Annotated in this window: 15 protein-coding genes; 6 read left to right on the top strand and 9 right to left on the bottom strand. The window is 34.3% G+C overall.

Going from position 1 to position 18152, the window contains the following annotated elements; genetic code table 11:
• Positions 1-191 precede the first annotated feature (191 nt).
• A complete protein-coding gene (locus Q4P18_RS06035) occupies positions 192-3095 on the bottom strand; it encodes a DEAD/DEAH box helicase family protein (protein WP_303336779.1) in 2904 nt (967 codons plus the stop codon).
• Positions 3096-3104: 9 nt separating this feature from the next.
• The gene (locus Q4P18_RS06030) at positions 3105-3491 is read right to left on the bottom strand and encodes a hypothetical protein (protein ID WP_303336777.1); all 387 of its coding nucleotides are present in this window, start codon (positions 3489-3491) and stop codon (positions 3105-3107) included.
• A 324-nt stretch (positions 3492-3815) separates the two neighbouring features.
• Between Q4P18_RS06030 and Q4P18_RS06025 the strand changes: the two genes are divergently transcribed.
• The gene (locus Q4P18_RS06025) at positions 3816-5039 is read left to right on the top strand and encodes a site-specific DNA-methyltransferase (protein ID WP_303336774.1); all 1224 of its coding nucleotides are present in this window, start codon (positions 3816-3818) and stop codon (positions 5037-5039) included.
• 2 nt (positions 5040-5041) lie between these two features.
• On the opposite strand, the gene xerA is transcribed toward Q4P18_RS06025, so the two are convergent.
• A complete protein-coding gene (xerA, locus tag Q4P18_RS06020) occupies positions 5042-6028 on the bottom strand; it encodes a site-specific tyrosine recombinase/integron integrase (protein WP_368660193.1) in 987 nt (328 codons plus the stop codon).
• A gap of 324 nt (positions 6029-6352) precedes the next feature.
• Between xerA and Q4P18_RS06015 the strand changes: the two genes are divergently transcribed.
• The 4 genes from Q4P18_RS06015 to Q4P18_RS06000 all read left to right on the top strand — a co-directional run bounded on the left by Q4P18_RS06015 (position 6353) and on the right by Q4P18_RS06000 (position 9442).
• Positions 6353-7291 (top strand): DUF4268 domain-containing protein, encoded by a 939-nt coding sequence (locus Q4P18_RS06015; RefSeq protein ID WP_303336770.1) that lies wholly within the window; start codon positions 6353-6355, stop codon positions 7289-7291.
• Positions 7292-7736: 445 nt separating this feature from the next.
• Positions 7737-8162: a hypothetical protein gene (locus Q4P18_RS06010; RefSeq protein WP_303336768.1), complete on the top strand. Its 426-nt coding sequence runs from the start codon at positions 7737-7739 to the stop codon at positions 8160-8162.
• Positions 8163-8181: 19 nt separating this feature from the next.
• Positions 8182-8661, top strand: a complete 480-nt coding sequence (gene tsaA, locus Q4P18_RS06005; RefSeq protein WP_303336765.1) for a tRNA (N6-threonylcarbamoyladenosine(37)-N6)-methyltransferase TrmO — start codon at positions 8182-8184, stop codon at positions 8659-8661.
• 55 nt (positions 8662-8716) lie between these two features.
• Positions 8717-9442 (top strand): zinc-ribbon domain-containing protein, encoded by a 726-nt coding sequence (locus Q4P18_RS06000; RefSeq protein WP_303336763.1) that lies wholly within the window; start codon positions 8717-8719, stop codon positions 9440-9442.
• 220 nt (positions 9443-9662) lie between these two features.
• Here the strand turns inward: Q4P18_RS06000 and Q4P18_RS05995 are convergent, their stop codons facing one another.
• From Q4P18_RS05995 to Q4P18_RS05970, 6 genes are all read right to left on the bottom strand, one after another.
• On the bottom strand, positions 9663-10208 hold the full coding sequence (locus Q4P18_RS05995) for a carboxypeptidase-like regulatory domain-containing protein (protein ID WP_303336761.1): 546 nt from the start codon (positions 10206-10208) through the stop codon (positions 9663-9665).
• A 9-nt stretch (positions 10209-10217) separates the two neighbouring features.
• A complete protein-coding gene (locus Q4P18_RS05990; protein ID WP_303336759.1) occupies positions 10218-10928 on the bottom strand; it encodes an SseB family protein in 711 nt (236 codons plus the stop codon).
• 10 nt (positions 10929-10938) lie between these two features.
• Complete coding sequence (locus Q4P18_RS05985) at positions 10939-11724, bottom strand: SseB family protein (RefSeq protein WP_303336757.1); 786 nt, start codon at positions 11722-11724, stop codon at positions 10939-10941.
• A 22-nt stretch (positions 11725-11746) separates the two neighbouring features.
• The gene (locus Q4P18_RS05980) at positions 11747-12604 is read right to left on the bottom strand and encodes an SseB family protein (protein ID WP_303336755.1); all 858 of its coding nucleotides are present in this window, start codon (positions 12602-12604) and stop codon (positions 11747-11749) included.
• A gap of 1 nt (position 12605) precedes the next feature.
• The gene (locus tag Q4P18_RS05975; protein ID WP_303336753.1) at positions 12606-13385 is read right to left on the bottom strand and encodes an SseB family protein; all 780 of its coding nucleotides are present in this window, start codon (positions 13383-13385) and stop codon (positions 12606-12608) included.
• Positions 13386-13491: 106 nt separating this feature from the next.
• Entirely contained in the window at positions 13492-16185 is a 2694-nt protein-coding gene (locus tag Q4P18_RS05970; RefSeq protein ID WP_303336750.1) for a valine--tRNA ligase, read from the bottom strand.
• A 204-nt stretch (positions 16186-16389) separates the two neighbouring features.
• Here Q4P18_RS05970 and Q4P18_RS05965 point away from each other — a divergent pair, with 204 nt between their 5' ends.
• Positions 16390-18144, top strand: coding sequence for a hypothetical protein (locus Q4P18_RS05965; protein ID WP_303336748.1), 1755 nt, complete (start codon positions 16390-16392; stop codon positions 18142-18144).
• Positions 18145-18152 lie beyond the last annotated feature (8 nt).

Below are 18152 nucleotides of genomic sequence, written 5' to 3'. Positions count from 1 at the left end.
TTATATAGATTAATTTTTAAATTAGCTAATTTAAATATTGTTAAATAATATATAAAAAGTTTATTGTTAGTTTTAGATAAAAATAATAGTTTTAAATGAAGTAAATATTTCTAGATGAGAACAATTTTCAAATAATAAAAAATTACTAAAAAAAAAGAAAAGAAAATAAATTTTAAAGAATTTAATTTCGATTATTTGAAACTGTCTAATGTTGCAAATCCTCTTGCTAAATCAGATGTGACAATAGCAAAATTCAATATTTCTTCAATAGAAGCACCATTATTATACATACTATCAAAAGTATTTTCACCTAACAATACATATTCCCATTTTGTTTCTAAATCTTTATCCTGTGAAATCTGATTTAAGTTATCTAAGAAATTAAGAGTAGATACTCTTTTAGATTGTACATTAATAGTACTCATATCTTTATCCGACTTTGTTTCCACAACATAAATCTTTTCATTAATTTTAACTAAAAAATCTGGGAAATATCTTGCTAAAAGACCGTCTTCACGAATATACATTATATTAGCAAAATTATGATAATATTCATTGATTTTAATAAATGAATCAACATTACTATCCCTATCAACAGATTCTATAAATCTTTTCTCAAAACCTCCTTTATTTGAAGGATATGGTAGTTTTTCATAAATTGATTTGGAAACATCAAGAGAATAATTTTCACGCATTCTTAATTTAGGAACATTTGAGAAATAATATTTCTTTATCTCTGCTTCTTTGACATTCACATCATGTTGCATATTATAAAGAACTTTAGTAATTTGTAAAACAATATGGTTCACAATACTTTCATTCCCCATAAATAAAATTCTCCAATTTTCATCAACCATTGGATTAAAAGGTTCATCAAATAATTTAATTCTAATATAATCATCTATAACTCTTGCAAGTTCATCATGATTTATTTGAATAATTGGAAATTCCTTTTGAGTTCTTTTAATAGGTTGTAACATTTTAGTTATATGATTTATCAAACGTGCTAAGAACTCATTATAACTATTAGCATCAAACAAATCACTTATAATTCTATACCTACCAAATCTTGTATGAACTGTTAATTCTTGAGATTCGAATATTTCTCCTTTCTCTCCTCTAATTAACTGCAAATCTTTAAGAGGAGTTTGGAATGAATCCATTTTATCAAAAGATAATTCTTTTCTTGTCAAAAATTCTTCTCGTTCACTGATAATAGCAGGCCAATAAAAATCAAAGTTTTCATAATCATCTCTTAAAGGAACATTAATCATATCCCCCAATACTTTTCCAGCATTTATTTCATCATTTATTTCTGTAACAATACCCTCTTCAATAAAAGTATTATAAAAATCAATGAATTTAGGATGTTCAACTATGCTTAATAAATCAAAGTAATTATTTGGTTCCTTCTTTTCATTAAGTAATCTGATTCTATTTTCCAGCTTTATATCATGAAATTCAGGTTCTCTCCACATTAATCTTAATCCACGACCAATTGTTTGTTCCAATAATATGGAAGATTCTGTTGATCTCAAAGGGACTATAACACAAATATTATTAACATCGAAACCTTCCCTAAGCATTAAAACAGATATAACAACTTTTGGATGTTTATATTTATCCAAGTTAAATAATTTTTGTCTGATATTACCCCATTCATTTTCTGAAATTTCACCTCTCTTGGAATGTATTTCAAGAATATCTTCTTCTGCCAATCCTTCCCCTAATAAAAAATTTTTAACAAAAGGAGTTACACTTGTATCTTCACAAACAACCAACATCTTCGGATCTTTATCATCCAAACCATCAAAAGTTTCTTCAAAATTATCAAATTGCTTTTCTAAGATTTTTAATTTAGAAAGACCTGCTCTTAGCATTAATTTTTGACCTTTTGATAAACCTATTACTTTATTTCCTTCTCTTTCAGCTTTAAAATCTAGAGAAATTGAAGAAACTTCTTTTCTTTTATCAATAGCAATTAATTTAACTAGCCCTTGACGAATAGCTTCTTTTAAAGTAAAATCAACAACAACATGAGGAAAATAATGTTTTTGCTTGTTTTTCCCTGTTGAATTAGAATATAATGTTGCAGAAAAATCTATTCGAATAAATTTATCTTTTTTTTCTTCGGCAATTATATCTAAACTTTTTTGCCATTCTGCATCCTTAATCCCATCCTTACTCTTAAATTCATGAATATGATGTGCCTCATCATTGAAAACAACAATATCTTCCAAACTTGCTAAATAATCTAATGCTTTTCCTTTTAAAAAATTATTGTCAAGAACATCTAATAAATTTCCTTCACTATTTCTAGGGAAAACTGGAAGTAATTTTTTAAAAACTTTATGTGGATCATCTAATGGAGAATCATATTCTAAATCCTCCTCTTTATCAATTAACAAATGCCAATTTGTAATTGCAATTAAACCATCACCAGTTACCTTTGAACCTATTTCCTCTTTTTTAGCAACAGCTGTTTGTAAAAATCCAAAAAATATACTTTCATAAGCTTCTGGAATAAAAACTTCTTTAAATTTAAAAAAATCAGAAGTTTCAAATACTCTTGATCCTTCTTCATTTTCTTTACCTAAAAAAGCATCCAATAATCTATTATAAACAATTACACCCGGAGCTATTAATAAGAAATTTTTAGAAAAAAGTTCAGAATCATATTCTCTAGCATTTAAATATTGCCAAATAAGAATTGCATTTAAAACCCATGTTTTTCCGGTTCCTGTAGCCATTTTTACTCCATACATGGGGTGTTGAAACTTATCTTTCTCTATATGTCCAATATCCATTTTTTGAAGTAATTCTGGATCTGTTGATAAATATAAATCTTTTACATTTTTTACTTTTAAAATTTCATGAAGATATATAATATTTAAAATTGCCTGTTTTTGCCCATCATGAAAATTAATGTCTCTTGTATCACAGAAAACATCACTAAACCAAAATCTTAATAAATCCTGAGTAACTGGAGTTACATTTTCATAGAAACTACCATCTTCCCAAGCTTTATTCACTTCCTCAGTTAAAAATTTAGCCATTAATAATGGATTTGAACCGAAACCTTTTGATTTTGCCATAAAAACACCTCATTTTATTTCAGTTACTACAACACTTTCAAATCCAAATACATCAACCGCTTTTACACAAATTTTTCTAGGATTATTAATTTTAGGAACATTTAAAACGGCTTTTTCTATTACTCTGAATTCATCATTGTCATTAGCAGTATTTTGTCTATAATCTTGCCACTTGCTTCTGAAAACTTCACCATCATAATCAGGATCAATACTCCAATATTCAATTAAAGCTAATGGATCATCTGCAACAACATCTTGAAGAATCTTTTGATTTTTCTCATCAAGTGGTAGAGCATCAGGAGAAAGCAAAACATAATTTTCTAACTCAACGGTTAATTTTTCATTATCCTCATTATAACTTTCAATAATTGGTTTTTTAATTCTTAAATATTGCAATGAAGAAAACCTTAACTTACCCTCTTTAATTAATGTTTTAGCTTTGGTTTTACTTTTAAGTTGATCTAATAAATCAGGGGGAATTACTAAAACATTTAAGTTATCATCATTTAAATCAGCAATTTTTTGACCAATATCTTGAACGAAATTCCAACCAAGAACAACTACTTTATTCCAACCTCCTTTAAATTCATTTCTTAACTTTTGAGCTTTAACTAATGTGTTATATCCAGTTAATTTAGATGGTGAATCAACATATACTAAGGTTTTTGTATCTTTAATATAACCTAAATTATTATTTAACAGATTTTAGTAGGTGTTTTTTTGTCAAATTCATTAATTGAAGAATTACCAAAGATTATTAAAAGAGGTAGAAAAGAGGCTCAAAAGATTTTGGAAGGAATTTCTGATGAAAAAAAATTAACATTACAAACAAATGAATTAGTTTTTCCATCAAAAGACGAATTTGGTTTTTTCAAAGATGAAATCAAAAATTCAAATGAAAAAAGTTTTAATAAATTAATATATGGAGATAATTTGTTAGCAATGCAAGCATTAATTGCAGGTGATGAAAATACTCAGTCTATGAGAGGTAAAATTGATTTAATTTATATAGATCCTCCTTTTGATTCCAAAGCAGATTATAGGACTAAAATAGAACTTCCAGATAAAAAGATAGAACAAAGACCTGCTGTGATAGAACAGTTTGCTTATAAAGATACTTGGAAAAATGGAACTGCAAGTTATCTTGAAATGATGGTTCCTAGATTAATTTTAATGAAAGAACTCTTAAGTGAAAATGGTTCTATTTATGTACATATTGATTGGCATGTGGGGCATTACATTAAATTAATAATGGATGAAATATTTGGAAAAAATAATTTGGTCAATGAAATCATATGGAGTTATAAATCAGGAGGAACTAGTGATAAATATTTTGCAAGAAAACATGATACAATTTTATTTTATAAAAACTCTTCAAATTATATATTTAATGTATTAAAAGAAAAATCATATAATAGAGGATTCAAACCATATAATTTTAAAAATGTTGATGAATATCAAGATGAATTAGGGTGGTATACTTTAGTTAATATGAAAGATGTATGGTCAATTGATATGGTTGGGAGAACCTCACGAGAACGTGTTAATTATGGTACTCAAAAACCCGAAGCATTGTTAAAAAGAATCATAGAAGCATCAACTAATGAGGATTCTATTGTTGCTGATTTCTTTTGTGGTTCTGGAACTACTGGTGCTGTTGCTGAGAAACTTGGTAGGAAATGGATTATGTCTGATTTGGGTAAACCTGCTTGTATGATTACTAGAAAAAGGCTTGTTGATCAGGATTCTAGACCATTTTTATATCAATCTATTGGTGATTATCAAAAAGAGCAATATGAACAATCTGAATTTAAAACAATACGTGATTTGTCTCATGTAATTATGCATTTATATGGTGCAATTCCATTCAATGATGATGGGAATTCAAATAATAATTTAATGCAATATAACCAAATCAAACAAACCATTTCTAAAATCCAATAATATCAACCAATAAACTTTCTATGAGCGAATTTTACATTATTCTGTGTAACCATAGCATATTTCATTGTCGTGTCAATCTGAATATGACCTAATAATTTTTGTACTTGTTCTATTGGCATTCCTTTATCAATTGCCAATGTAGCCATCGTTCTTCTGAATTTATGAGGATGAACCTTTTCAATTCCAGATTTCAAACCTAATTTTCTTAAAGCTTTTTCAACACCATTAATCGTTAATCTTGAATGAGGATTTCTTAAAGAAACAAACAAAGCAGCATTATCATCATTTCTACTTTCCAAATATTGCATTAAATGAATTTTCGTTCTTGCATCAAAATATACTTCTCGTTCACTTTCGCCCTTTCCAAACACCACACATTCTCTCTCATAAAAATCAATATCATCAATATTTAATCTCACTAACTCTCCAACACGAATTCCAGTTGAAATTAATAACTCAATAATTGCCAAATCTCTTATTTCGTTACAATTGTCTCTTAAAATCTCCAAATCCTCATCACTTAAAACTTCTTTAACAACTCTTCCAGTTTTTACTTTACGAATTCTTCTTACAGGATTTTTTAAAATATAATCTTCATCTTCTAACCATGAAAAGAAGCTTGAAAAAATTCTTCTTATATTATCCATAGTAATTTTAGAAGAATTTCTTTCTTGTTTATGAATAGTCAAATACTGTCTTAAATCATCAGTAGTTATATTTTCAACCCTCTTATTGATTTTACTAAACATCTTTTCAATTGTAGATTTATAATAAACGATTGTTTTATCACTACATCCTTCAACATGTTTTGCAGACAAAAACAGTTTTAATAAAGTTTTATTATCCTTTTCACTGAATTGACAATCATGAGCAAATATGGAAATATCCTTAAAACTATTTAACAAAACCCTTGTAAGTTTTAAAAACTGTCCTTGATTTAAATAATCTTTCATTTGACTTTGAATATCAGCAATTATTTTAGTTTTCATGAAGTGTTTATTTAAAAAATAATCAATTTAAATATATAGGAATAATTAGATTTTATTAATTAACATGACAAAAAATTTTAAATTTACAATAAAACTATTAAATATGTTTTAAAATGAAATAAAAAATGAAAAACAATTAAAAATTATTTGAACACTGAATTTTTTATCCAAATAAAATATTAATATTATCTAAAGATGCATAATAATGAAATTAAACTATTTTATTTATATAATAACTGTAGTAAAAAATTTGAATTAATAAAAAAATTTAATATTTATTTAAAGAAATAGAATATTAAGAGTTCAAATCAATAGTTGATTAAAATGAAATTAGGAAAATTAGAGAAAGAAAGGGACTTAAGAAAAGTTTGGAAAAACGAAGCTTACGATTTTACCAATTGGCTAGCAGAAGAAGAAAATCTAAACATGCTAGGTGATGAAATAGGTCTTGATATTGAATTGATTACCACAGAAGCCCAAATAGGATCTTTTAATGCAGACATATTAGCAAAAGAAGCAAATACTGACAATAGAATCATCATTGAAAATCAACTTGAAAGTACTGATCATGACCATCTGGGAAAAATCATAACATATGGAGCAGGACAGGACGCTAAAACCATCATTTGGATAGTAAAAAATGTTCGCGACGAACATAGACAAGCAATTGACTGGCTAAATGAAAATACAAACGAAAATATCAACATATTTTTATGTAAAATAGAATTATGGAAAATTGATGATTCAAATTTGGCTCCTAAAATTCAGATAATATCTAGCCCTAACAACTGGTCAAAAGCCGTTAAAAGAGAAATCAATAAAGAAAATTTATCTGATACTGGATTATTACAATTAGAATATTGGACAGAATTGGCCAGATATATTGAAGATAACGACTTTGCAATCAATCCTAGAAAACCTAGAGCTCAACATTGGTATGATTTTGCAATCGGGTCAAGTTTAGCACATATCTCATTAACTGTAAACACCCAAAAATCCGAAGTAAGAGTTCAACTATGGATTGATGATAGTAAAGATCTTTTTGATTATTTAGAAGAACAAAAAGAAGAAATTGAAAATGAATTAGATGTTAACCTAGAATGGAATAGATTAGATAATTCCAAAGCTTCCCATATTTCAATTGTGAAAAATATAGATATTAAAAAAGAATATAACTGGAATGAAGCTATCAATTGGCAAACAAAGACTGCAAATAAATTTTATAATGCATTTTCTAACCGCATAAAAGAATATAATAAATAATTATATTATATTTCTTTTTCTAATTTTAAAATTTCAAGTTTTTAATTTTCTTTTTCTAATAATAAAAAGCAAAATTAACCTCATCAAATGCAGGAACTATCCTATTTCAATTGCAAACTTCCCCATTTCCATATATCCTGTGCCAGAGATTTCTTTGATATTCATGGAAACATATTTTAAAAATAATATTTACAATAGCTGGTTTTAAATGAGGCAAATATTCCTAAATGTAAGTAATTTCCATAAAACTAATCAGACGCTTGGATAAATTAAAAATAAACAATTATACAAACAATATAGTAAGAAAAATATTTTTAAAATAGACCCAATAGTATTGAAATAGTTTCAAATAAACTTAATAGTAGGGAAACTGCGTTTGCAAACCTTTAAAATAGACTTAATAGTATCAATAAAATTAAATTTAATCAGCTACATAATTAACTACATGAAAACAAAATATTTGCTTTTGCTGTTGGCAATCCTGATAGCTGTATTTACCGTTTCAACTGTCAGCGCCAGCGAAAAGGACTATGCTCCTTTCGTTGAAAACATCAGCGATGCCATGCTTTCAAACCATTTCAGCCATGAGGTTGTGGACTACAATCCCGAGGAGGACTGCTACATCCTCGGTTTCACCAACGACAAGAACAATATTGTTACCTACATTCTCCTTAAGGGAAGCGCATTCGAATTCATAAACGGAAGCAAGATTCGCCATGTCAACAACACCACTGTCAACGGCATTGACGGCTACCTGTTTCCCGACATGAACTTCACCAACTTCGTCTATCAGGCAAACAGGGACATTTTCATCAAGGTCTGCTATGAGGATGGCATGAAACTGGATTTGAAGGATTATGTAATTAAGTGATTGGAGACATAATATAAACATGAAACATGAAATCATATCCATAGGAACAATCAGAACTCCATTTAAGGAGATAGAGGGAATGCCTGTTCAGACCGTTGGTGGAGAAGGCGTAAAGGGTGAGATACATCTCAAAAGAGAGTATCTTCCTGGAATCAGGAATCTTGAGCAGTTCTCCCATCTTCAGCTTATTTTTATTTTCCATGAGGCAGAACTTGAAAAGCTTGATGTAAAGCCCTTTCTTGCAGATGAGCCCATGGGCGTATTTTCCACATTCTCGCCAATCAGGCCAAACCATCTTGGATCATCAATCGTCAAGCTAAACAGGATAGAGGACAATATCATTTACATTGAAAACCTTGATATCCTTGACAACACCCCTCTTGTGGACATCAAGCCCTATGTTCCCCACCTATACACTCCTACAGTCAAGGATTTGAAGACAGGCTGGTTTGAGGACAGGGATGCCAGAAGCCAAAAGGCAGAAAGGGAATTCATCTAAAAAAGTAAATTTAATATTATATGATTGACACAATATTTAGTAGGGAGGATTAAATTTGATTAAGTGTCCAAGGTGTGGAAGCAAAAATAAGGAAGGATCAAAAATCTGCAGCAACTGCGGATATATCCTAAATAAGCATAAAAGCAATGGAGTTAGCGGGAAAAAGACAACTCCAAAAAGAACACCTAAAAGAAGACCTAAATCAAAAAGAGTTTCAACTCTTGACAATCCTCAGAAAATTGTCCATCTAAACAAGAAGAAATCCAATAGGATTTCCAGGCTTGAGAACATGATAGCTAAAAGGGAACCGACCAAGTTTGAAAGAAAGCTGCAGTCCCTCACCAGAAGACAGGTCTTCCTTATAGTTCTGATAATAGCTGTCGTGGCATTCTCTGCATACTATGTCTTTGGTGACAAGACCGTTGATGTGGGTGGAGTGAAGTTCACTGTTCCTAACGATTTCCAACAGACATACAGCGACCAGATAGAAAATTATACTGTAGGCAATGGAGCCAATGCCCAAACCGTGGACTACTATTGGAAGGTGCTGGAAAACAGCAAAGGAGATGAGATTTCAATTGACGTCTGCACTCCGCCTGGCGGTGGTGTCTTCAAGGAAAGTGTCTTTGACGGCCATGCGGGCAAAAAGGTTACAATCAATGGCCATGAAGGATACTACATTGAAGACCATCAGTACAAGTACAGCTTTGAATTCCTGAAACATGGAAAGATTGTCGGAGTTCGCAGCAACAACCTGACCTTCATCAAAAAGGTTGTTTAAAAAAAAGAGAGGTTTAACTGAAACCTCTGAATTACTATTTCTTAATATTATAACTTTAAAAAAAATAGAGGTTTAACTGAAACCTCTGAATTACTACATCTTAACATTATAACTTTAAAAAAAAAGAGAGGTTAACCGAAACCTCTGAATTACTACATCTTAACATTATAACTTTAAAAAAAAAGAGAGGTTAACCGAAACCTCTGAATTCATATTTTTATTATTCTAATTTTTCCCATTCATTGTTTCCTTTGTGAATCCAGTAATTTCCATCAGGAGCATATTCAACATCACCAGTATGAACCACCCTTCCGGCCTGTGGACTGTAAAACGCTCCGGAATCATGGGTTTGGCTGCTGGTGGTTGAAACTGTCTGGGAAACTTCTTCAAGAATGGTTACTGTCAAGGTAGCGTTTGAATTCTTGTGATCATCGCTGCCGGAATAGACACATTCCAAAGTGTAGTTTCCAGGCTCCATGCTGCTTACCGTGTAGTCTGCAGTTCCCTGATCGTTTGTCCTGACTTCAACCTCGTTTGTCCATCCTTTGGAGTCCTTGAATTTCAGCGTAATGTTCTCTCCGGCCACTGGCTTTCCATCCTCATCTGTCAGCTTCAATGATATTGTATCGCCGTCGTAAAGACTTGTGTTCGACACTATCTCGATGTTTGTCTCCTTTGCAGTATCATAATTTAGAATAATCATTGATGCAGCTATTGCCACCACGATTATGATTGCCGCAATTATTATTGCATTTCTGTTGTTCATCTCAATCACCTACTTGTAGAAGGGTTGATTCATACATTTCCAAATGTATTCATTGCCGTTTTTCTCTATCAATTTGAATTCCGTTTCAGGAGCGATGACGACGTCGGGATGCTTGGTTTCATCTACCAGGTTCCCCACATACATTATCCTGTCTCCTTTTGACAATCTCAATATGTTTAGGTAGGGATATTCTTTTCTGAATTCTGGGTTTGAGCTTGCGTTTATTGGTATTTCAGGTATGAACTCTTCTCCTATTGGTTCTCTTGTTCTTATGTAAAGCTCGGTGTCTGATCCCAGGGTTGTTGAGTTCTGATAGAGTAGCCCTCTCAGTTCGCTTACCACCTCTTCAAATTCCGGCAGGAACAGTTGTGAAAGTGTGTTTACGCTTATTGCCAGCATGTTTTTGTTGAATGGGTTTATTACCACTCCTTCAACCTCAAAGTCTTCCATGAGCTTTACTATTTCTGCTGTGGGCAGCTGCATTGTTAGAATTGTCTTGTCTTCCAGTTCCTCCTCATCTGTAAAGAGGGGAGTTATTATCTTTCCTGAATATGTCCTTATCATTACGGGCTCTATTTCCTCAACCACTTCATCGTCAAAGTATATTTCAACTGGGAGAATCAGTTCTGTTTCCCGTATTATGTTGAAGAGCTCTTCCTTTTCCCCTTCTGTCAATTCTTCTATGGGGTTTTCCATTATCTCTTTCAGTCTCTGGTTCACGATATCCAACCTAAATTAATTTGATAAAAGCTATAGCGATTGCTATAATTACTATGGCGATTATCAGATAAATAAATTTATAGTTCCTGCCCTTTTCATCCATATCAGAAGATATGTATTTCCATGTGTATACATTCCCCTTTTCCTCAACTAGCTTGAAGCGCAGGGGAGGAGCGAATATCGTATCTCCTGATTTCGCTTCGCTGCCCAGGGTGATGAATTTGGTTCCCTTTGGGATGGTCAGTATGTTGAGGCAGTCCTTTTCTGGGGAAAAATTGTCTCTGAATCCTGCCTGAAATGGAACCGGTGACGTGAATATTCCGTTTTCGGATTCCTCCTTCATCATCGGTCCCTTTTCTCTCAGATAGAATCTTGTATCTTCGGGCAATGTCATTCCTTCATTTTCTATTATCTCTTCAAGCTCATGGATGAATTCCATTCTGGGGATTTCCATGAAGGTTTCGATTGGAATTGAAACGGAATGTGGACTTCCGGGATCTATGACTATTTCTTTTACATCATCAATCTCTGAAATCATTGGCAGTGCATCTTCAGGCCTAATTGCAGCTACATTGTACTTTTTAAAGTCTATAAACCTTTCCATTTCCTTCTCATCTGTAAAAAAGGGAACGATTGTGCTGTTGTCGTTCATTTCGGTTAGTCCAACCACATTCTCCTCATCTGAAAGGGGCAGGAGAAGTGTTGATTTTCTGAATTCGTCAAAAAATAGCTTTTGGTACTCTTCGCTTTTGTCCTGCGGGTTCTGCATCATCATCTCTTTTATTTTCTCGTTCATATTAACACTAATTAGTATTATGTTATACACAATATATAAATATTATGATGAGGGCAATAACTATAAATACAGCCATGACAACCCATATCCATTTCCAATTCCTTCCTGAAGGGACGTTTAGGTCCTGGGATATGCATTTCCATGTGAAAACGTTTCCATCCTCCTCAACAAGGCGGAACCTTATGACCGGAGGAAATATTGAATCCCCATAGGTTCCGTTCTCCCCCACATAGAGGTAACGGACGCCCTTGGGAACTATAAGAATGTTGAGATAGGGAGAGTCCTCGGTGAAGTTGTCCCTAAAGCTGGCATTGAAGGGAAGTTTTGATGTGAAAACCCCATCCTCGGAAAGCTTCCTCATCAACGGAGTATGCTCCCTCAGATAGAACCTGGACTCCTCCTTCAACGGTCTGGAATTTACCAGAATCATCCCTTCGATTTCCCTTATCTTGTTTGCGCTTACAAAGTCCAGGAAGGATTCCCTGCTCATTCCCACGGCATTCTCATGGGTTGGGTTTATGACAACGTCCATGTCATCGTCGGTCTGGATTAGAAGGGCCGCAATCTCATCGCAGCCTACGCTTATGAAATTTGAGTAGTCAAACCTGTCTGCCTCCTCCATGTCGGTGAAGAGGGGAAGGATGGATTTCCCATCTGTGCTTGTTGCAACGATTGGGGCAAAGCTGATGGGTTCTTCAGGGTTGGGCTCCCTTCCAAGGTCCTCTGCAGTAAAGTCAAGAACCTCGTAGTCGATGTCAACCGGAAGGAAAAAGACGGCCTTTTGAAGCTCGGCCAAAAACTCCTTTTGGCCCTTCTCATCCATGCTGTTGGGGGACCTTTCCATAAGTTCCTTTAGCCTTGAATTGCCCTCGCCGTCCATATCATCCACCCAATTCCTGTTCGATGGCTTTCCAGATGAATGTGTCGTTTTCACTTTCCTCAAGATGGAACCTTATTACAGGAGCCAGGACAACGTCATGGTTCTCCTCCAGGTTGTCCACAATGTTTCCAAGGTAGAGAAACATCATTCCCTTAGGAACCACAAGAACATTGAGATATTCATATTCGGGATGGAAAACGTCAAGGGAACTTACAAAGAACGGTTCGCTGGCGGTAAAGACATCCTCCTCTGCCTCATCGGCCATGAATGGGGTTTCGCTTCTGAGGTAGAACTTTGTATTCTGTTCAAGAGGCACTGCAAACTCATTTAGATCGCTTGCAATATCAATCATGCCGCTGATTTCATCTGCAAGACACTGCATGACAAATGATTCCCTAGCCATTCCAATGGAGGAATCTGTGTTTGGGTTGATGAGAACCTCTGAAACGTTTTCCAAATTCAAAAGCAACTCTGCAATATCAGTTGCAGCATAATTTATTACGTTGACCCTACCCATCTGTTCCAGGGCCTCCTCATTGGTAAATAGAGGGAGAACAAACTTCTCGTTGATTTTCAAAAGAACAGGTTCGAACCTCAGGGGTTCTGAAAGCTCCAGGGTTTCCCATTCCTCAAGCTCCTCCGGATTGATAGGGTTTGAAATGAAATTAACAGGAAGAAACAGTCTTGAAGCCTTAAGCTCATTGAAAAATTCCTTTTGAACATCTTCACTCATCTCTCCCGGATCAATTGCCATTAAATCTTCCAATCTTGAATTTGTCATAATATCTCCTACAAAACATTTTCTTAAAAACTTGTCTTTCCTATGATTTAAATTTAACTATAGGAGGTTTGAATATTGAAATAAAAAAAAAGAAGAAGAAGCAATCCTATCTGATTACTTCCAATATAATTCCCAAATCTTCAGCCTGGAGGATGTCGACCTTCTTACCTGATGCCCCTACAATGTCCTTCTTGATGTTGAGCATGTCCTCTTCAACCACAAGGTCGCCAACAGCTATTTCGCCGTTTTCAACCAATGCTGATTCCAGTTCCTCAATAGGAGTGCTGTTCAAGTAGCCTACGATTTTGCCTGCATCCCCTTTGAACTTAGGTCCGATCTTTGCCATGTCAGGAGTGATTTCAACAATCTTCTCATGTACTTCAGGCTTTCCGGACTTGATTGCAAGGCTTTCGATTTTCAATGTTCCCCTGATTGTTTCTGCAAACTCTTCGAAGACGTCCCCAAGGTCGTCCGTGAAGATGTTTACCTCTGCCAATGGAGCGTTTAGAGGTATCTTTGAGGTTGACTTGAATCTTCTGACTTCATCGATAAGCTCGATTGCCCTGTCACCGTTTTCCACTGCCTCAAGGTCGATTATTCCAACTTCAGGCCAGGATGTCTTGTGTATTGAGTCGTCTGAGAAGTATTGGTAGACTTCCTCTGCAAAGAAAGGAACTATCGGTGCGAGGAACTTGAGTGAATCCTCAACAACCTTCTTCAGGGTGTATTTTGCTGCGTTTCTGCTTTCGTCGGAGACGTCATCACCGTAGAGCCTGTACTTTACGGCTTCGATGTACTCGTCACAGAAGTCATGCCAGATGAACTTTTCGATTGAGCTGATGGTGTCTGCAAAGTTGTAGGTAGCATATGCCTCATCGACATTTTCATTTAACATGTTTAGCTTTGATAAAATCCATAAATCAATAGGCTCATATAGAGTAGGCTCAACGATTTCGCCATCGAATATCTGCATGCTGATGAACCTGAAAGCGTTCCAGAATTTGCGAAGGAACTTGAATCCGTGCTTGATGTCCTTCCAGTCAAATGCAACGTCTGAACCAGGAACGCTGTTTGCAGCCCAGGTCCTCAACGGATCTGCACCGTATTCGGCTATTACGTCATCCGGAGCGATAACGTTTCCCCTGGACTTACTCATCTTGTATCCGTCCTCACCGAACACCATACCGTTGATTACGATGTCATCAAACGGCTTTTCACCTTCCAATGCAAGGCATCTGAGGGTTGTGTAGAACGCCCAGGTCCTGATGATGTCGTGGCCCTGCGGACGGATGTTTGCCGGGAAATTGTCCATATATCCTTCGTTAGGCCATCCTGCAATGGATAAAGGAGAAATTGAACTGTCCATCCAGGTATCCAAAACATCCTCTTCCCCAATGAATTCAGTGCAGCCGCACTCACATGCCCTTTTCGGCTTGTCCACGGTAGGATCAATCGGCAACTGGTCAACGTCAGGCAACATTACCTTACCACAGTCCTTACAGTACCATACAGGAATTGGGGTTGCAAAGATTCTTTGCCTTGAGATACACCAGTCCCATTCCATAGAATCAGCCCAGTTGATCATTCTGCTTTTCATGTGTTCCGGAACCCAGTTCATTTCCTCAGCGGCTTCCTTGGTCTTGTCAATAAGCTCGCGGACCGCTACAAACCATTGCTTTTTAACGAGAATCTCGATAGGGGTCTTGCATCTCCAGCACTGACCTACATTCTGGTCAACAACTTCCTGCTTTAAGAGATATCCCTCATCCTTCAAATCGTCAATTGTCTGTTGTTTGCAGGTTTGCAAATCCATTCCGGCATATCTTCCTGCAGCATCAGTCAAGTGACCGGTCTCGTCGATTGCATCAATGATTTCAAGGTTGTGCTTGTTTACCCATGCAACGTCAGTCTTGTCCCCAAAGGTACAGACCATTACAGCACCGGTACCGTATTCAGGGTCCACTTCCTCATCAGGAATGATTTTAACTTTCTGACAGGACAAAGGCACTTCAACGTACTTGCCGATAAGTGAGGAGTACCTTTCATCATCAGGATGAACAACAACAGCCACACATGCAGACATCAGTTCAGGCCTTGTGGTTGCAATCAAAACACCCTCGTCTGAAGGGTCAGCAACCTTACCTGACTCCTTGGAGGATGCTATGTCGTCATATGAATCCTCAGTTGCAGGAGGGAAATTGACGTAGTTGAGGTTGGTCTGGTTGTCTGAATACTCAACCTCAGCAAAGGCAATAGCTGTTTCACAGCGAGGACACCAGTTTACAGGGTGAATTCCCTGATAGATAAGTCCCTCATCATACATCTTCAAAAATGAGTACTGGGTCTTGAACATGTATTCCGGAGTCATGGTGATGAACTCGCGGCTCCAGTCCTGTGAAAACCCTAAAGCCTGCATCTGATCCTTCATCTTTGCAATGTTTTCAGTGGTTAGCTCAACACAGAATTCCCTGAACTTCGCCCTTGAAACGTCATTCTTCTTGATTCCGTGGGTTTCCTCAACCTTTACCTCTGTTGGAAGGCCGTGGCAGTCCCATCCCTGGGTGAAAAGCACATCATTGCCTTTCATTCTTCTGTATCTTGCGTTCATGTCAATGTAAACCCAATTCAAAACATGACCCAAGTGGATTGAGCCTGTTGGATATGGTGGCGGAGTGTCGATAATGTATCTAGGCCTTGTTCCGTCACCGATGAATTTGTAAATATCCTCATCTTCCCATTTCTTTTCCCATTTCTTCTCATTTTTAAAATCATAATCCTTTGGGATTTCTTTTCCTGACATAATAAATGGACCTCATAAATTTTTCATATATTATATAGATTTAGCAGATAAAAAATTTAAAAGTTTGCATTTTATGACTGCCTAAGAAAACGGGAGAAATATTGCAAATCAATGTTGATTGTCCAAATGAAAAATGGAAAAATGTAATAGATTTATTAATAATGATGTATATATTATGTGTATAAACATGATGGTGGTATATCTTTGGTTAATCGATTTTCAGAAGAATTGAAAAAAACACAGTATGATGATAATGAACTGGACAAGATGATTGCCGAGTATAAAAAAGGGCTGAACGGCGATGAAGAATATTTGGAAAAATATGAAGAGATTGGAAAAACAATTGAACCGACAATCCAAAAAAGGTTAATAAACTACATAAAACGAGGATTAACCCTAGAAAATGCCCTTAATCAAGAAGATATCCCCATAGACCATGACATTCTAAAAAAATGGTATGTGGAAGGAGAAAAAGGAAACAGCAAATACAGAAGGTTTAATGCAGAAATATCATCAGCATTGGAAACACCAAACAAAGAAAATATAATAAATCACCTAAAAAATGGATTAACCTTGGGCGATGCAGTCAACGAAAAAGACGTTTTGACCACATTGTATGAAGTCAAAAAATGGTATAAATTAGGCCATAACGGGACCAAAAGACACTTAGAATTTTATAATTTATCACAGCCATATTTAAATGATGCAAACATTATAAAAGAAAAGATAGTTTTAAATAACAAAAATTTCAAGAGCAAAAGGCATTTAAATAAAACTTCAAAAAATAAAGATCCATCTTCTTTCGAAAATAAATATTCTACTTCCAAAAATTTCCTGAAACATTTAAGAAACGGTTTAAGCATCAGAGAAGCAATTGAACAAGATGACGTAAAATGGGATTTTGATGAATTTGATTCAAAATATAAAGAATGGGGAGAGAAAAGATATTACCAAGATGCTTATTACTATAAAGAAACTACCTTCTTTTTAATGGATGAAAGTAGGAAGAACATCATCAAATATTTGGAAAAAGGTTTAAAAATTGAAGAAATATTAGAAAAAAATGATGTTATGCATAATTTGATTGAATTAAAAAATGATTACAATATGGGATTTAAATATAACTCTTCATGGGATGATTATACAAAATATAGGCCGACAAAAGGAATTTTGACATTTTATAAAAGATTGTCCCCATATCTAATTGATCAAAATAAAGAAAAAATAATCAACTACTTAAAAGAGAATCATGTTTTAAAAAATATTTTTTTAATGCCTGATGTTATAACAAACAAAAAAGAAGTGGAAATATGGTATAAAAAAGGCAAAAACAATGCTGATGAACATCGAAAATTTTATGAAGACATGTTTACCCTATTGAAAGCAAGATATATTAAAAAATTGAATGAAGGAATAGAAAATGGAGTAAAAATCAAACATATAATATCAGATGGTTATTTTGATTTAAATGATATCGAAATATGGAATGAAAAGTCAAATGGAAAAGATCCCGAGATAAGCAGATTGCATAAAATAAAAATCCAGGAAGAAATAATTGAGATAATGGAAAAAGAAAATATCTCACTTGAAGATGTTTTGAACAAACATGAATTTTATTATACAAGCGATGAAATTAAAAATTGGTGCAATCCCGATTCAAGTGGCAAAGCCCCATTTGAAAGTTTTCGAAAAACAATTGAGGAATTTCTAGAAAAAAATAAGCTTCAAATAACACAGAATAAAGTTGTTGAACTTGTAAGAGAAACAAGAGATCTGGATAAAGTATTGGAAGAAAACGAATTCAAATACAGTAAAGAAGAAATTCGAACATGGTATGAAAATGGATCATATGATAAAAGATATGGTGAATTTAGGCGAAGAATAGATCTCATATTGGGCGAGAATGATTCACCAAGATTGAAAACTAATCCTGGAGGATTTGTAAAATATAATCACTAACACCTTAG

Source organism: Methanobrevibacter sp., from assembly GCF_030539665.1.
In the GTDB taxonomy this organism is placed as follows: domain Archaea; phylum Methanobacteriota; class Methanobacteria; order Methanobacteriales; family Methanobacteriaceae; genus Methanocatella.
This window is presented reverse-complemented; position numbering and strand designations above follow the sequence as displayed.